This window comes from Leisingera sp. ABM4_060 (genome assembly GCF_056158765.1).
The window spans coordinates 3070962-3086586 of sequence record NZ_JBSWTX010000001.1; the positions used below are offsets into that span (position 1 = coordinate 3070962).

General features: G+C 59.5%; 18 protein-coding genes. 10 read left to right on the forward strand and 8 right to left on the reverse strand.

The features are described 5' to 3' along the window. Positions 1 to 34: 34 nt before the first annotated feature. A complete protein-coding gene (locus tag ACXAEH_RS14665; RefSeq protein ID WP_475033807.1) occupies positions 35 to 1150 on the forward strand; it encodes an alpha/beta hydrolase in 1116 nt (371 codons plus the stop codon). A gap of 12 nt (positions 1151 to 1162) precedes the next feature. On the opposite strand, the gene ACXAEH_RS14670 is transcribed toward ACXAEH_RS14665, so the two are convergent. From ACXAEH_RS14670 to ACXAEH_RS14680, 3 genes are read right to left on the reverse strand one after another with little or no spacing between them, the layout of a single operon-like run. After that, positions 1163 to 1750: a Smr/MutS family protein gene (locus ACXAEH_RS14670; protein ID WP_475033808.1), complete on the reverse strand. Its 588-nt coding sequence runs from the start codon at positions 1748 to 1750 to the stop codon at positions 1163 to 1165. Continuing rightward, positions 1751 to 2803 carry a murein transglycosylase A gene (gene mltA, locus ACXAEH_RS14675; protein ID WP_475033809.1) on the reverse strand — a complete coding sequence of 351 codons (1053 nt, stop codon included), beginning with the start codon at positions 2801 to 2803 and terminating at the stop codon, positions 1751 to 1753. Then, positions 2800 to 3456, reverse strand: coding sequence for a Tim44/TimA family putative adaptor protein (locus ACXAEH_RS14680; RefSeq protein WP_475033811.1), 657 nt, complete (start codon positions 3454 to 3456; stop codon positions 2800 to 2802). The genes mltA and ACXAEH_RS14680 overlap by 4 nt, the downstream gene beginning before the upstream one ends. A gap of 115 nt (positions 3457 to 3571) precedes the next feature. Between ACXAEH_RS14680 and ACXAEH_RS14685 the strand changes: the two genes are divergently transcribed. Both ACXAEH_RS14685 and secB read left to right on the forward strand, forming a co-directional pair. Continuing rightward, entirely contained in the window at positions 3572 to 4072 is a 501-nt protein-coding gene (locus ACXAEH_RS14685) for an FxsA family protein (protein ID WP_039162463.1), read from the forward strand. A gap of 56 nt (positions 4073 to 4128) precedes the next feature. Beyond that, a complete protein-coding gene (gene secB, locus ACXAEH_RS14690) occupies positions 4129 to 4614 on the forward strand; it encodes a protein-export chaperone SecB (RefSeq protein WP_475033812.1) in 486 nt (161 codons plus the stop codon). A gap of 73 nt (positions 4615 to 4687) precedes the next feature. On the opposite strand, the gene dnaQ is transcribed toward secB, so the two are convergent. Genes dnaQ through ACXAEH_RS14710 form a run of 4 tightly spaced genes read right to left on the reverse strand, consistent with a single transcriptional unit; the run spans position 4688 to position 7425 of the window. After that, positions 4688 to 5413, reverse strand: coding sequence for a DNA polymerase III subunit epsilon (dnaQ, locus tag ACXAEH_RS14695; protein ID WP_475033813.1), 726 nt, complete (start codon positions 5411 to 5413; stop codon positions 4688 to 4690). After that, positions 5406 to 5999: a dephospho-CoA kinase gene (coaE, locus tag ACXAEH_RS14700; RefSeq protein WP_475033815.1), complete on the reverse strand. Its 594-nt coding sequence runs from the start codon at positions 5997 to 5999 to the stop codon at positions 5406 to 5408. Before coaE ends, dnaQ begins: the two co-directional genes overlap by 8 nt. Beyond that, the gene (locus tag ACXAEH_RS14705) at positions 5996 to 6829 is read right to left on the reverse strand and encodes a shikimate dehydrogenase (protein ID WP_475033816.1); all 834 of its coding nucleotides are present in this window, start codon (positions 6827 to 6829) and stop codon (positions 5996 to 5998) included. Before ACXAEH_RS14705 ends, coaE begins: the two co-directional genes overlap by 4 nt. Beyond that, positions 6826 to 7425 carry a Maf family protein gene (locus ACXAEH_RS14710; protein ID WP_475033817.1) on the reverse strand — a complete coding sequence of 200 codons (600 nt, stop codon included), beginning with the start codon at positions 7423 to 7425 and terminating at the stop codon, positions 6826 to 6828. The genes ACXAEH_RS14705 and ACXAEH_RS14710 overlap by 4 nt, the downstream gene beginning before the upstream one ends. A 410-nt stretch (positions 7426 to 7835) precedes the next feature. On the opposite strand from ACXAEH_RS14710, the gene ACXAEH_RS14715 reads away from it, so the two are divergent. The 7 genes from ACXAEH_RS14715 to ACXAEH_RS14745 all read left to right on the forward strand — a co-directional run bounded on the left by ACXAEH_RS14715 (position 7836) and on the right by ACXAEH_RS14745 (position 15280). Beyond that, positions 7836 to 8291: a CopD family protein gene (locus tag ACXAEH_RS14715; protein WP_475033819.1), complete on the forward strand. Its 456-nt coding sequence runs from the start codon at positions 7836 to 7838 to the stop codon at positions 8289 to 8291. A 176-nt stretch (positions 8292 to 8467) separates the two neighbouring features. Then, positions 8468 to 9739: a transcription termination factor Rho gene (gene rho, locus ACXAEH_RS14720; RefSeq protein WP_475033820.1), complete on the forward strand. Its 1272-nt coding sequence runs from the start codon at positions 8468 to 8470 to the stop codon at positions 9737 to 9739. A gap of 30 nt (positions 9740 to 9769) precedes the next feature. Continuing rightward, complete coding sequence (gene mnmE, locus ACXAEH_RS14725; RefSeq protein WP_475033821.1) at positions 9770 to 11056, forward strand: tRNA uridine-5-carboxymethylaminomethyl(34) synthesis GTPase MnmE; 1287 nt, start codon at positions 9770 to 9772, stop codon at positions 11054 to 11056. A gap of 13 nt (positions 11057 to 11069) precedes the next feature. Beyond that, complete coding sequence (gene mnmG / locus ACXAEH_RS14730; RefSeq protein WP_475033822.1) at positions 11070 to 12944, forward strand: tRNA uridine-5-carboxymethylaminomethyl(34) synthesis enzyme MnmG; 1875 nt, start codon at positions 11070 to 11072, stop codon at positions 12942 to 12944. After that, positions 12941 to 13558 (forward strand): 16S rRNA (guanine(527)-N(7))-methyltransferase RsmG, encoded by a 618-nt coding sequence (gene rsmG, locus ACXAEH_RS14735; RefSeq protein WP_475033824.1) that lies wholly within the window; start codon positions 12941 to 12943, stop codon positions 13556 to 13558. Before mnmG ends, rsmG begins: the two co-directional genes overlap by 4 nt. Further along, entirely contained in the window at positions 13551 to 14360 is an 810-nt protein-coding gene (locus ACXAEH_RS14740; RefSeq protein ID WP_475033825.1) for a ParA family protein, read from the forward strand. The genes rsmG and ACXAEH_RS14740 overlap by 8 nt, the downstream gene beginning before the upstream one ends. 26 nt (positions 14361 to 14386) lie before the next feature. After that, a complete protein-coding gene (locus ACXAEH_RS14745; protein WP_475033827.1) occupies positions 14387 to 15280 on the forward strand; it encodes a ParB/RepB/Spo0J family partition protein in 894 nt (297 codons plus the stop codon). Here ACXAEH_RS14745 and ACXAEH_RS14750 read toward each other — a convergent pair. After that, positions 15270 to 15623 (reverse strand): YbaN family protein, encoded by a 354-nt coding sequence (locus ACXAEH_RS14750; protein ID WP_475033828.1) that lies wholly within the window; start codon positions 15621 to 15623, stop codon positions 15270 to 15272. The two genes, ACXAEH_RS14745 and ACXAEH_RS14750, sit on opposite strands and share 11 nt — an antisense overlap. Positions 15624 to 15625 lie beyond the last annotated feature (2 nt).

The window sequence follows — 15625 nt, forward strand, 5'->3', positions numbered from 1 at the left end:
CCTGCCGCCACGTGTTTTTTGAGGGCAGACATCTATGCAAAGCCTGCGCGCGGTTGCCGCTTTGGTACTGATTGGATTGGGCGGATGCGCCGACCGGTCCTATAGCCCCACTGTGCCCGAGGCGCTGGAGGTGGGTACCGCCAAAACCGTCTTTGCCGCCACCAACCGCGAACCGCTGCCCGACGGAACCTTTGGCCCCGAGCGGGCGGAGAATTTCAGCTTGCTGGAACTCACCGTCTCGATCCCGCCGGCGCATAGCCCCGGCTCGCTGAAGTTCGGTTATGGCGATCCCGACCCGGCTACAGAGTTCACCATGGCCGGGCGCAGGAAATTCGAGAGCGAAACGGCTTTCTCAACCCGGCTGCAACAGGAGCTGGCCCGCTTTCCGCCCAAGGAACGCGATGTCACGGTTTTTGTGCATGGCTTTAACTCAACCCAGGCAGAGACTGCCTTTCGCGCCGCCCAGCTCAGCCATGACATCGAAATTCCAGGGGCGACCGTGATTTATTCCTGGCCCAGCAAAGGCAAGCCGCTGGGTTACGCCTATGATGGCGACAGCGTGCTGTTTGCCCGCGACGGGCTGGAAACGCTGTTGCGCAGGCTGCGCGCCTCGGGGGCCGGGCGGATCGTGGTGGTGGCCCATTCCATGGGCGGTTTGCTGACCATGGAGGCGTTGCGCCAGATCGAAATCGGCAGCCCCGGCTGGACCGCGCGCAACCTCGGCGGCGTGATTCTGATGTCGCCGGACCTGGATGTCGATGTTTTCAGATCGCAGATGCAGCAGTTTTCCAAGGTGCCGCAGCCGTTTCTGATTTTTGTTTCGCGCAAGGACAATGTCCTGACGCTGTCACAGCGCCTGCGCGGGCTGAACGGCCGCGAACGGCTGGGCAATCTGGACAATATCGAAGACCTAAGCGGGCTGCCGGTCGAGGTTATCGACACCACTGCATTTGCCGATGAAGCGGAGTCTCAGCATTTCGTCGCTGCCACATCCCCGGCATTGCTCGCCCTGTTGAACGGTGCCCGCGAAACCGCTGACACCTTTGCCCAGGGCCGGGAGGGGTTGCAGAACATCCTTCCGGGCCAGCTTGTCATCCGCGACAACGCAGTAAAGCTGGCGCTGACAAGCCCGCCCGCCAGCAACAGGTAACCGCTGCCGCGGTCAGCGGGAGCGGCGCAGGTAGACGTAATAGGCACCTTCGCCGCCGTGGCTGACATGGGCTGGCGTCACCTGCAGCACCGCCTGCGCCAAGGGCGGCAGCGCCAGCCATTGGGGCACCTTGTGGCGCAGCACGCCGAGCGGCACCGGGATCGGACCCGGCTCGTCCCGGTGCTTGCCCTTGCCAGTGACCACCAGCACCAGCCGCTTGCCCGAGGCCTGGGCCGACAGGATGAACCGGGTGAGGGCAGGGTGCGCGCCATCGATGCGCATGCCGTGCAGGTCCAGCTTGCCTTCGGGCCGGATCTTGCCGCGCTTCATGCGGCGGAAGGATTTCTCATCCATCTTCACCGGATCGGTGGACAGGCTGCGGGCGATCGAAGGCTTCAGGTCGTGCTTCACCGGTTTCGGCCTGGCCCGGCTGCCAACCTCAAACGGGTCGAGCCGCGGTTCCGGGTGTTTGACCGGCTTGGGCTTGGGTTTCGGCGGGTAGGGCGGCGTGGAATGGGCGCCGGGCGACAGGCGCTCAGTCTGCTTGACGACCTTTTGCCAGAGGTCGATCTCCTCTTCCGTCAATTTCCGCCGTGTCATTCAAAGGTCTTCCGGCAACATCGCATAAGCCCGCTGGATCGGCAGCAGCACCACCATCCGCCCGGGGTCTTTCATTGTGCCGGCCGTTTGTCCAGCCTCGTCACCGGTGCCGACAAAGATATCGGCACGCTGTGCGCCCTTGATGGCGGAGCCGGTGTCCTGCGCCACCATCAGCCGGCGCAGCGGCATATGGCCGTCCTTTTCCACCCAGACCGGCGCGCCCAGCGGTGTATAGGCGGGATCGGCTGCAATGGTGCGCATCGGCGTGACCGAGCGGTTCATCGCCCCCAGCGGCCCCTTGGAGGCGGCCACTTTGCGCACCTCGCGGAAGAAGACATAGGAGGGGTTATGGAACAGCAGTTCCTTGCCGTCCGCCGGGTTGCGGCGCACCCAGGACTTGATCACCTGGGCGCTGACCTGATGGGCGCTGTAGACGCCGCGGCGCACCAGTTCGCGGCCGATGGATTTGTATTCGTGCCCGTTGGCGCCGCCATAGCCGACCCGGATGGTCGAACCGTCCGGCAGGCGGATCCGGCCGGAGCCCTGGATCTGCAGAAAGAACAGCTCCACCGGGTCGTCGACCCAGGCGATTTCCAGCCCGCGGCGCTCCATCACACCGCTGGTCAGAATGTCCCGGCGCGGCAGCCACAGGCTGGTTTGGCGTGCCTCAGGCGGCATCTTGTAAACAGGATAACGGTAGCGGCCTGAAGGGTAGCGGGAGCCGTTCAGCTCCGGCTCAAAATATCCGGTGAAAAGGGCGGCGTTGCCGTCTTCGATCAGAACCGGGCGGAAGAAGAGTTCGAAAAAGGCCCGGGCCCCGCCGGGCGCCTGGGCCCGCGCGGCCTTGCACAGGGCAGCCCAATCGGGGTCCTTGAGGTCACGGCAAGTTTCCAGAAAGACCGACAGCGCCGCGGCGTGGTCATCCTCGTCCCAGCCCTGCAGCTCGGAAAACTCCAGGATGCTGGAGACGGTCTCGGAGTGCGCCCCGGAGGCGGTCATTGCGGCACCTGCAAATGCAGCTGCCGCCAGTGCCCCCCGAAGCGCGGCAATCATGCGTCCGTCGCGACCAGCTGCCAGTTGGGGTCGTCCGCGCCCATGTTGCGGGCAAAGACCCAGGTGTCCTTCTGGCGTTTCACTGCCTTCGGGTCACCCTCGACAATGTCGCCGCCGCGGTCGCGGACCACCGAGGTCATCTCTCCGACAAAGCGCATGGTGATCTCGGCTCGGCCCGACTGCGCGTCGAACCGGGCATCGGCCACGGTAGTTTCGCGCACACCGATAAATTCTGCCTCGATCTTCAGGCCCTGGTCCTCGCGCTGCGCAACCGCATCGACAAAGCTTTCGAACACGTCTTCGGCCAGGAAGGGCTGGATGTCGTCCAGGTTGCCGTGCTCAAAGCCCATCAGGATCATCTCATAGGCGCCGCGGGCGCCCTGAACAAATTCCTGCACCTGGAACGAGGGCTCGGCCCGCTTCATCTCAGCCAGCGCCCGCGCCTGCGGGCTGTCATCGGCGACATAGTCGGTGATGTCCCGGTCCGGGCCGCCTTCGATGACTTCCAGGTCGGGGCGGCGGCCGCGTGCTTCGGATTGCGGCAACGGCGGCTTTTCAAAGCCTTCGCGTGTTCCCAGAACGCTTTTCAAGCGCAGGATCAGAAACACAGCAATACCGGCCAGAACCAAAAGCTGAATCACAGGCGACTCCATGGATACCTCATGCTAGGCGTTCGTGCTTGGTTTGAAACCAAAGCGGTCAAGTCTTATGTAGGTGACGGGCGGGGGCAAGTCTACCGCTGCAGCGTATGATCTCAAGGAAACCCTAATGTATCTTTTCCTGGCCTTCCTGATGGTTCCCATCATTGAAATCGCTTTGTTTATTCAGGTGGGGGGCGCTATCGGGCTATGGCCGACCCTGGCCATCGTGGTTCTGACCGCGGTAATCGGCACCTGGCTGGTGAAAACCCAGGGGCGTATGGCGATGGGGCAGCTGAGATCGTCTTTTCAGCAATTGAACGACCCGGCAGAGCCCTTGGCCCATGGGGCCATGATCCTGTTTGCCGGTGCTTTGCTGCTGACGCCGGGGTTCTTTACCGATGCCTTCGGCTTTGCCCTGCTGATGCCGCCAGTGCGGCTGGCGGTGTACCGCTATCTGCGCGCCCGTGTCACTGTGGCTCAGTTCCAGATGGGGCCGGGCAGCATGCAGGGGCGCCACTACCCCGGAACCGCCGGAAGACCGGATGACATCATCGACGGAGATTACGAAGATGTGACCCCGGGCAAGCGCCCGGAGGGCCCCTCAGGCTGGGTTGACGGCCCCCGTTGAGATACCCGGACCAAGCTGTTAAGCACGGTCCAAAGCATTTTTTCAGGAGTATCCCGATGGCCGAAAACGGCGAAGCCCAGCAGCAGCAGGTTCAGATGAACATTCTGGGCCAGTTCATCCGCGACATGTCGTTTGAAAACGTGATGGCGCAGAAAGGCTCCGGCGGCGAGGTCCAGCCCGACGTCAGCGTGCAGGTGAACCTGGATGCCAAGAAGCGTTCGGTTGAGAACCAGTATGAGGTTGTCACCAAGCTGACCGTCGAATCCAAGAACAAAGAAGGCGGCGAAGTCCTGTTTGTGCTGGAGCTGGAATATGTCGGCGTGTTCAACATCGCCGGCGTGCCGGAAGATCAGCTGCACCCGTTCCTGCTGATCGAATGCCCGCGCATGACCTTCCCGTTCCTGCGCCGCATCGTGTCCGACGTGACCCGCGACGGCGGCTTCCCGCCGCTGAACCTGGACAACATCGATTTCGTGGCGATCTACCGCAACGAGCTGGCCCGCCGCCAGCAAGAGGCTGCCGCGGCTGCCCCGACCCAGTAAGGGTTCAGACCTTGGAAACAGGAAACGCCGCTGACATTCAGCGGCGTTTTTCTTTGGCACGGGCTGGCTGCGTTCAGGAGGCCTTCCACAGGGCATCATCGCCCATCTTGGCGACAAAGGCGTCATGGGCGGCCTGCTCCTCGGCGGTGATCCGCGCGGGCAGGGGCGTTTGCCGCGGGGCGGGGCGCCAGTCGTCTTCGACCTGGACCGAGCCGGGGGAGGCTTGTGCGGACAGGCCGAAGTCCGGCTGACGGCCGCCGATCAGTTCCAGATAGACATCGGCCAGGATCTCGGAGTCGAGCAGCGCGCCGTGCAGGGTCCGGTTCGAGTTGTCAATGTTGAAGCGGCGGCACAGCGCATCCAGCGTCGCCGGCGAGCCCGGGAACCGTTTGCGGGCCATCGCCAGCGTATCCAGCGCCTGATCCATCGGCAGTTTGGGCAATCCCATCCGGTCCAGTTCATAGTTCAGGAACTTCATGTCGAAGCTGGCGTTGTGGATGACTAGCTTGGAGTCCTGGACGAAATCGAGGAACTTCTGGCCGATCTTGGCAAACACCGGCTTGTCCCGCAGCGTCACCGCGCCAGGTTCCGGTTTCTGCGGCGGCTCCAGCAGGTCGGGGCCGATGCCATGCACCGAAAATGCCTCTGCCGGCATGGAGCGTTCCGGGTTCATGTATTCGTGGAACGTCTTGCCGGTGGGCATGTGGTTATAGAGCTCCACCGCACCGATCTCGACAATCCGGTCGCCGGAGAATGGGTCAAAGCCGGTGGTCTCGGTATCAAGAACGATTTCACGCATGGCTTAGTTTGCTCCTGATGTCTGCGAGGATCTCTGCCACCTGCGCCTCGGCGTGCTCCAGCGTGTCCGTTTCGATCACATAGTCGGCACGGGCGATCTTGTCCTCAATCGGTATCTGTTTTTGCAGAATATGCCGGAACTGCTCAACCGTCATCGTGCCGCGGGCAAGAACCCGCTGCTGCTGGGTTTCCGCATCGACACTCACACAGGCCACCGCATCCATTTCGGCATTGCCGCCGGTTTCAAACAGCAGCGGGATGTCGAAGACCAGGACATCGCTTTTTGCCTGCGCCCGGAAGGCGGCCCGGTCCTGCGTGACCAGCGGATGAACGATGGTTTCGATCTGCTTTAGTGCATACGGGGTCCGGCCGATGATCTGCTTCAAGGCAGTGCGGCTGACTTCGCCATTTTCGATTGCTTCCGGAAAGGCTGCTCCCATGGGCTCAACGGCTGCACCGCCCCGGCTGTAAAGCCGGTGAACCGCCGCATCCGCATCCCAAACTGCGCAGCCATGGGCCGCGAACAGCTTGGCGGTGGTGCTTTTGCCCATACCGATCGAGCCGGTGAGGCCGAGGCTGAAACTCATCTGAGCGCCGCCGCGCGGGTGGCTGCATCCACGTCGGGGCGGTGGCCGAACCAGCGCTCGAACCCCGGTACCGCCTGGTGCAGAAGCATGCCAAGCCCGTCGACCACAGTACAGCCGGCATCCTCGGCGGCCTGCAGCAACTCGGTTTTCAGCGGCGCATAGATCAGGTCGGTCACCACGGCGTTGCGCTGCAGCCCGTCCAGCGGCACCCGCAAGCGCGGCTTGCCCACCATGCCCAGCGAGGTGGTGTTCACGATCAACGCGCCTTCTTCAATGATATTTCCGGCCTGGACCCAATCAGACACTTTCACCCGGCTGCCGAAATCGTTTTGCAGCTGTTCGGCACGGTCACGGGTGCGGTTGGTCAGCAGGATCTCGGGCACGCCGGCCTCAAGCAGCGAGGCCACTACCGCGCGGCAGGCGCCGCCGGCGCCCAGCACTACGGCCGGGCCGGATTGCGGCTCCCACAGCGGCGCGCCCTGGTGCAGGTTGGTGATAAAACCATAGCCATCGGTATTGTCGGCCAGGATGGTGCCATCTTTGCGGAAGATCAGCGTATTGGCGGCGCCGATCAGCTTGGCCCGGTCGGTGACCTTATCAGCGATCTCCATCACCGCTTCCTTATGCGGGATGGTCACATTGGCGCCGACAAACCCCATCTTCGGCATCATCCGGATGGTGTCGGCCAGATCCTTAGGCTTCACATGCATCGGCACGTAATGGCCGGCGATGCCGTGCGTGTTCAGCCAGTGGCGGTGCAGCTGCGGGGATTTGGAATGTGCAACCGGACAGCCTATAACGCCGGCGAGCGGGATTTTTGCTTCTGTCATTGCTCGATTACCCCTTGCAGGCCTAAGTAACTGATAAGCTCCATCAGCGGCAATCCCAAGACATTAAAGTAGCTTCCGTCAATGGAGGCGAACAGCCGCACGCCTTCCTCCTCCAGCTTATAGGCGCCCACCGCGTGGCGGATGCTGTCCCAGTTGCGGGAGACATAGTCCTGAAGATAGGCATCGGAGCATTTCCGCATTACCAGCCGGACCTGTCCTACATGGCGCCAGACAGGTTCTCCGTCGCGGTAGATCACTGCCGCCGACAGCAGCATGTGCCGCTTGCCGCACATCTCCTTGAGCTGCTTCAGCGCCACCTCTTCACTGATGGGTTTGGAGAGAAGGGTTCCTTCAAAATCAAGCACTTGATCACAACCCAGCACCAGTTTTCCGGGGTGTTTACCGCTGATCTTACGCGCCTTGGCCTCAGCCAGCGCATCGGCAATATCCCGCGGCGGCGCCTGTTCAGCCAGAAGCGCGGCCTTGATCGCGTCTTCATCCAGCCGCGGGACGTCAGTGGTAAATTCTATGCCTGCCTGGCGCAACAGATGCGCCCGGATTTCGGAACCGGAAGCCAGCACTATGTGGGCAGTCATGTGGAAAACCCCGTGGGAAAGACGCAGATCGTTTCAGGACGTTTTGTATGGTTTTCCACGCTCAAGTAAAAACTCCAGGGGTTGACGCAAATCTCAGGATTCAGCCGGCTGAGTCGTCCTTTGTGAGCGAGGATAACTTGGAATCCGTGGATATACCGGCTCTCCCCGGACCATCCCGTCGTTATCCCCAAGCAAGAAAAGGTAAACACATCCTTAACGCACCTTATTTCTAAGGCGTTAAGGAAATTTCCACAACTCCTGTCCCATCCAAGCTGGAATCTTATCCCTGCTGGGGATAAGCGGAGGAGGATTTACTTATCCACTGGAATCCACGCACACTACTAAAACATCATCCTTCTAATATTCATTTAATTATTAGGGTGGTCAGATCAGACCGGGGAGAACAGCCCATGGACCTGAGCGATGCAATGTTCACGCTCTACCCATACGCCAAGTCGCTGCACATCATGGCTGTGCTCAGCTGGATGGCAGGCCTCTTCTATCTCCCCCGTCTGTTTGTGTATCACGTGGAGCAGGCAGAGAATGTGCAGGATGCAGTGCCGATCTTCCTGACAATGGAAGAGAAGCTCCTGAGGGTCATCATGCGTCCGGCCATGTATGTCTCCTGGGCTGCCGGTCTGTTCATCGTTTTGACGCCCGGAATCGTAGACTGGAGCTACATCTGGCCCTGGACCAAGGGCGCGTCGGTGATAGCGATGACCTGGTTCCACCATTGGCTGCTGTTCCGCTACCGTGACTTCAAAGAAGGCAGGAATACCCTCACGGGCCGGCAGTTCCGGATGATGAACGAGGTGCCCACGGTGCTGATGCTGGTGATTGTGGTTTCGGTCATCTTCAAATTCTGACGCAGAGACGCAGAAACGGGCCCCGCAGCGCCGGAATGGTTGCAGCCGGCGTTTGACTTATCCGAAACGAGTCCCTATGTATGGCTCTCAACGGGCCCGTCCGGGCATTTCGTGTTTTCCAATCCTGTCGTCAGACCGACCCCCTGGGCAAACGGGGGAGTAGAGGCCGTATATATATGACCGTGCAATCCCTGAATCTGTCCGATCTCAAGGCAAAAAGCCCCAAAGCGCTGCTGGCGATGGCTGAGGAGCTGGAGATCGAAAACGCCTCGACCATGCGCAAGGGCGAGATGATGTTCCAGATCCTGCGTGAACGCGCGGATGAGGGCTGGGAAATCGGCGGCGACGGGGTGTTGGAAGTGTTGCAGGACGGTTTTGGCTTCCTGCGCTCGCCCGAGGCAAACTATCTGCCAGGTCCGGATGACATCTATGTCTCCCCCGACATGATCCGCCAATGGTCGTTGCGTACTGGCGATACGGTTGAGGGCCTGATCAAGGCGCCGCTGGACAACGAACGCTATTTCGCGCTGACCAATGTCACCAAAATCAACTTTGAAGAGCCGGAGAAGGCCCGTCACAAGATCGCCTTTGACAACCTGACGCCGCTCTACCCGGATGAGCGCCTGAAGATGGAGATCGAAGATCCGACCATCAAGGACCGCTCCGCCCGGGTGATCGACCTGGTTGCTCCGATCGGCAAAGGCCAGCGGTCGCTGATCGTGGCGCCGCCGCGGACCGGTAAGACGGTGATCCTGCAGAACATCGCGCATTCGATCGAAAAGAACCATCCGGAGTGTTATCTGATTGTTCTGCTGATCGACGAACGCCCGGAAGAGGTGACCGACATGCAGCGCTCGGTGAAGGGCGAGGTTGTCTCCTCCACCTTTGACGAGCCGGCGACCCGGCACGTTGCAGTCTCGGAAATGGTCATCGAAAAAGCCAAGCGTTTGGTGGAACATAAACGAGATGTTGTGATCCTTCTTGATTCGATAACAAGACTCGGTAGGGCCTTTAACACCGTGGTGCCATCCTCGGGTAAGGTTTTGACCGGTGGTGTGGATGCAAACGCGCTGCAGCGCCCGAAACGTTTCTTTGGTGCGGCGCGGAACATCGAAGAAGGCGGCTCTCTTACCATCATCGCCACCGCGCTGATCGACACCGGCTCGCGCATGGACGAGGTGATCTTTGAAGAATTCAAAGGCACCGGTAACTCGGAAATCGTTCTGGACCGCAAAATCGCAGACAAACGCGTGTTCCCGGCCATCGACATTCTCAAATCCGGCACCCGGAAGGAGGATCTGCTGGTTGACAAGGTCGATCTGGCCAAGACCTTTGTGCTGCGCCGGATCCTGAACCCGATGGGCACCACCGACGCGATCGAATTCCTGCTGTCCAAGCTGAAGCAGACCAAGTCGAACTCCGAGTTCTTCGACTCGATGAACACCTGACCCGGGCCGGCGAGAGAGAAGGGCCACCCCATGGACACGATCTTTGCGCTGGCCTCCGCCCAAGGAAAGGCCGGGGTTGCGGTGATCCGCGTCTCCGGCACTTTGGCGCTTGAAGCCGGCGCGCAGCTTTGCGGCGGCTGCCTGCCGGCGCGGCGGGCCAGCCTGCGGGAATTGCGGGACGAATCAGGGGAACGCCTGGATGAAGCGCTGGTTTTGACCTTTACCGCACCGAACAGCTTTACAGGTGAAAATACTGTTGAATTTCAAACACATGGAAGTACAGCCGTGGTATCTGCCGTGCTTGATTCGCTGGGGCAAATCAGTGGTTTGAGAATGGCTGAACCCGGTGAATTCACTCGCCGGGCGCTGGAAAATGGTAACCTGGACCTGGCTCAAGTTGAAGGTCTTGCGGATCTGATCGATGCGGAAACCGAGGCACAGCGCAAGCAGGCGCAAATCATCCTCGCCGGCGGGCTGGGTGACTTGGCGGAAAAATGGCGAGTGAACCTGATCCGGGCGGCATCCTTGATCGAGGTTACCATCGATTTTGCCGACGAGGATGTACCGGTTGACGTCACGCCCGAGGTTTCTGACCTTCTGTCGGATGTCCAGGCCGGCCTGGAGAAAGAGACTGCCGGCGTTAAAATAGCCGAACGGATCCGCAGCGGTTTTGAAGTGGCCATCATCGGTGCGCCCAATGTTGGGAAGTCTACACTGCTGAATGCCTTGGCCGGCCGCGAAGCTGCTATCACCTCAGAATTTGCCGGCACCACCCGCGATATCATCGAAGTGCGCATGGATCTCGCCGGCCTGCCTGTCACCCTGCTGGATACGGCCGGCTTGCGGGATACAGACGACCATGTCGAGGGGATCGGAATAGCGCTGGCGCGCAGGCGGGCGGAAGATGCCGATCTTCGGGTGTTCCTAGCGGAAGATGATGAAATCCTGGATGTTGAAATGCGGGTCGGCGACATCCGCCTGCGTCCGAAGGCTGATCTGAGGGATGATGCCGGAAATGCGGTTTCAGGCCGTTCTGGGCAGGGGATTGACCACCTGATTGACCATATATCCAGCGTTTTAAAAAACAGGTCGGCCCAGGCCGGCATTGCCACGCGGGCACGTCATCGGGATGCGATGGTCGACGCGCTAGCAAGCCTGAAGGAAGCACAGGATATTTTGCAGCGCGGGGCTGAGTATTATGATATAGCCGCCGAGGAAATGCGGTCTGCCATCCGGGCGTTGGAAATGCTGGTGGGGCGCATCGGCGTTGAAAATCTCCTGGACGAGATCTTCTCGAGTTTCTGCCTAGGAAAGTGAAGGAGTGTTTCACGTGAAACATTCAGCTTACGATGTGATTGTTGTTGGCGGCGGTCACGCCGGCACTGAAGCGGCGCATGCAGCGGCCCGCATGGGAGTTAGAACGGCTCTGGTCACTCTGGACCGGGCGGGAATTGGCGTGATGTCCTGCAACCCTGCGATTGGCGGCTTGGGCAAAGGTCATTTGGTCCGGGAAATCGACGCCATGGACGGTGTGATGGGCCGGGTGGCCGACGTGGCTGGTATTCAATTCAGACTACTGAACCGCCGCAAAGGCCCGGCAGTGCAGGGACCTCGCGCGCAGTCCGACCGGAAAATCTACCGGACGGAAATGCTGAAGCTGACCGAAACACAGCCTAACCTGGAAATTATCGAGGGCGAGGTGATCGATTTCCTCATGTCCGGAGAAGCGGTCAGAGGTGTTGTCCTGGCAGATGGAAGCGAAGTTCCAAGCAAGACGGTCATTTTGACCTCCGGCACCTTCCTCCGCGGTGTAATCCATATTGGCGACGTCTCGAAACCCGGTGGGCGCATGGGCGATAAACCCTCAGTCAAACTGGCGGAGCGCCTCGACAGTTTTGAATTGCCGCTTGGCCGCCTGAAGACTGGCACGCCGCCGCGCCTGGACGGGCGGACAATCGACTGGGACAGACTTGCTGCGCAGCCGGGGGATGACGACCCTGTCTTCTTTTCCTTCCTGACCAAGTCGCTCAGCGCCAAGCAAGTTTCCTGCGGTATTACCCACACCAATGGAAAAACGCACGAGATTATCCGGAAAAATCTGGAGCGTTCCGCCATGTACGGTGGGCATATCGAAGGGGTCGGACCACGGTACTGCCCATCCATTGAAGACAAGATCGTACGCTTTGCCGATAAGGAGTCGCATCAGATCTTCCTGGAGCCGGAAGGTGTCTCTGACCACACTGTCTATCCCAATGGTATTTCCACAAGTCTGCCGACCGACGTGCAAGAGGATTATGTTCATTCAATACACGGATTGGAGCAGGCGCGAATTTTGCAGCCGGGCTACGCCATCGAATACGATTATGTCGACCCACGGGCGCTGACCCTGGAGCTATCGCTGAAGGATGTTCCTGGTCTCTACCTGGCCGGCCAGATCAACGGAACCACAGGTTATGAAGAAGCCGCGGCGCAGGGGCTTGTCGCAGGGCTGAACGCCGCGCGCCGGTGCCAGGGGGAGGCGCCGGTGATCTTTGGTCGTTCCAACAGCTACATTGGGGTGATGATTGATGATCTCACGACCAATGGGGTTACTGAACCCTACCGCATGTTCACATCCCGTGCTGAATTCCGCCTGTCACTGCGGGCTGACAATGCGGACCAGAGACTGACCCCAATGGCAATCGAACTAGGCTGCGTCGGTGCAGAGCGGCAGAGGGCGTTTCTAGAGAAGAGTGAGAAGCTGGGCTCTGTGCGGAATGTGCTGGACGCCCAGAGCTTTACACCAAAACAAGTGCAGGAGGCTGGGATCCGGGTCAACCAGGATGGGAACCGCCGGTCAGGACTAGACGTCCTGGCGTTTCCGGATGTGGCGTTCGAAGACATCTTGCCTTTGTTGCCCGAGCTGTCAGCGGTAGAGCCGGATATCCGCCGACAGGTCGAGAGAGATGCGCTTTATGCCAACTACATTGCTCGGCAGGAGCGAGAGATCTCCGCGATGAAGCGCGATGAAGGCTATGCAATTCCGGCAGATTTTTCCTACTATGGAATTGAAGGACTGTCGAAGGAGCTGCAGCAGAAGCTGTCTCAGGCAAGGCCGGAAACGCTGGCCAAAGCAGCCCGCATCGATGGGATGACACCTGCCGGTCTGGCGTTGCTGCTTGCCCGTTTACGCCGGGACCGCGGGGCTCAGGATAAATCCGCATGACTGATAAACATGTACTGCAAACTCTGAATGTTTCACGTGAAACATTGGAGCGGCTGGAGATCTTTGAGCAGGTAATCCTGAAATGGAACCCGAAGATCAATCTGGTGTCCAAATCAAGCTTGGAACAGCTTTGGACGCGGCACATTGCGGATTCTGTGCAAGTGTTCCGCTGTGCTGATCCGATTGCAAATTGGGTGGATATTGGCAGCGGCGGGGGATTCCCGGGGCTGATTATCGCCTTGCTGGCAGCGGATGAGGCGCCGGAAATGAAGGTGACGTTGATTGAAAGCGATCAGCGTAAGTCGGCGTTTTTGCGCACGGCCGCCCGGGAATGCGGAGCTGCAGTGAAGGTTTTGACCCAACGGATTGAGCAAGCAGAACCGCAGCACGCAGATGTCCTTTCCGCGCGCGCGCTGGCTGATCTGTCGTCGTTGCTTGAGTTCGCGGAACGGCATTTGAACGGCACCGGTCTCGCCGTTTTCCCCAAGGGGGAAAGCTGGAAAAAAGAAGTGGATAACGCGCGGGGGCAATGGCGATTCGACGCGGAACCGGTTAGAAGTTTGACAGAACCCGAAGCAGTAATCCTGAAAATAAGGGGAGTGGCACGTGTCTGATTATTCCCGGCCGGAGGGGCCTCGTATTATCGCGGTGGCAAATCAGAAAGGCGGGGTAGGGAAGACAACAACGGCCATCAATTTGGCCGCCGCCCTGGTGGAGTGCGGATTGCGCGTGCTTGTGGTGGATCTTGATCCGCAGGGCAATGCGTCGACGGGGTTGGGGATCGAGCCTTCAGACCGGGATCTGACGACCTATGATCTTCTGGTAGAGGATGCGTCTCTGGAAGATGTGATCCGGCAGACGCAGATAGAGGATCTGTGCATTATCCCCGCGACCATAGATCTGAGTTCGGCGGATATTGAGCTGTTTACCAATGAAAAGCGTAGCTTTCTATTACATGACGCGCTGCGTCAGACTGCAATGGATGACTACGATTGGGATTATGTTCTGATAGATTGCCCGCCTTCGTTGAACTTGCTGACCGTCAACGCCATGGTGGCTTCGCATTCCGTTCTGGTCCCGCTGCAAAGTGAGTTCTTTGCGCTGGAAGGGGTAACACAGCTGATGCTGACGATTCGCGAAGTGCGGCAATCGGCGAACCCGGGGCTGCGAATTGAGGGGATTGTCCTGACCATGTTCGACCGGCGCAACAACCTGTCGCAGCAGGTGGAACAGGATGCCCGTGACAATCTGGGTGACCTGGTGTTCCAAACCAAGATCCCGCGGAATGTCCGGGTCAGTGAGGCGCCGTCTTACGCTCAGCCGGTTCTGAATTACGACACCAACTCTCTGGGGGCGCAGGCCTACCGTGCTCTGGCAGAGGAAATCATCAATAAACATCACAAGATAGCGGCGTAGATGAAGTACACCCACCGGAGGCAATCATGTCAGATAAGAAAACAAAACCACGCGGGCTGGGCCGGGGATTGTCAGCGTTGATGGCAGATGTAAACCCTGCGCCGGTGAGCACGCAGGCTGAAGCACCGCGGAATGCGGAAATTCTGGTGCCAATCGAGAACATTGTTGCCAACCCGAACCAGCCGCGCCGGCAGTTTCTTCAGGAGGATCTGGATGACCTGACCGCCTCCATAAAGGAGAAGGGGGTTCTGCAGCCGCTGATCGTGCGGCCGCGCCCGAGTGGCCAGTATGAGATCGTTGCCGGGGAACGCCGCTGGCGGGCCTCGCAAGCAGCGCAGTTGCATGAAGTGCCGGTTCTGATCCGGGACTACTCTGACCTTGAGATGATGGAAGTTGCCATCATCGAAAACATTCAGCGTTCCGACCTGAACGCGATGGAAGAGGCGCAGAGTTATAAGCAACTGATGGAGAAATTCGGGCATACCCAGGAAAAAATGGCGGAGGCGCTCGGAAAGAGCCGCAGCCATATTGCGAACCTGGTCCGCCTGCTGCATTTGCCGGACGATGTTCAGATTTTGGTGCAAGAGCGGAAACTGTCTGCCGGCCACGCCCGTGCTCTGATTACCTCGGACAATGCGTCGGATCTTGCGAAGAAGATCGTTAAGGGCGGGTTGTCCGTCCGGGCGACCGAAGCGCTGGTGAAGAAGGATGCCGCCGGACTTCAGACGGCGACAGCCAAAAAGCCGAAGAAGGCAGTTGAAAAGGATGCAGACACGCGCGCTCTGGAAGGCGATTTGTCAGCGATGCTGAAGATGAAAGTGTCGATTGATCATAAGCCTGGCGGCGAAAGCGGCTCTGTCACGATAAGCTATGAGGACCTCGATCAGCTGGATGAGCTGTGCAATCTGCTCAGCCGCTAGGCCGGGTCCAGATAAAGACTAGAACGGCTGACAGCACCAGCGCTTGAGTGCCAAGAACATAGACCGGGACTGAAAGCAGCAGTGACAATCCAAAGACGGCGGCAATCGAAATGGTTGCCGCCTTTTTTGCGCCCGGCCGGATTGCACCGCTGTTGCGCCAGTCGGTGATCATGGGACCAAAGATGTTGTGGGCCAGAATCCAGTTGTGCAGCCGGTCTGAGGAATTGGCGAAACAAAAGGCTGCGAGCAGCAGGAAAGGAACAGTTGGGAGGAGAGGGAGAACAATGCCAATGAAGGCCAAGGCAACAAAGAATAGTCCAAGGCCGGCATAGAGAACACGCATTG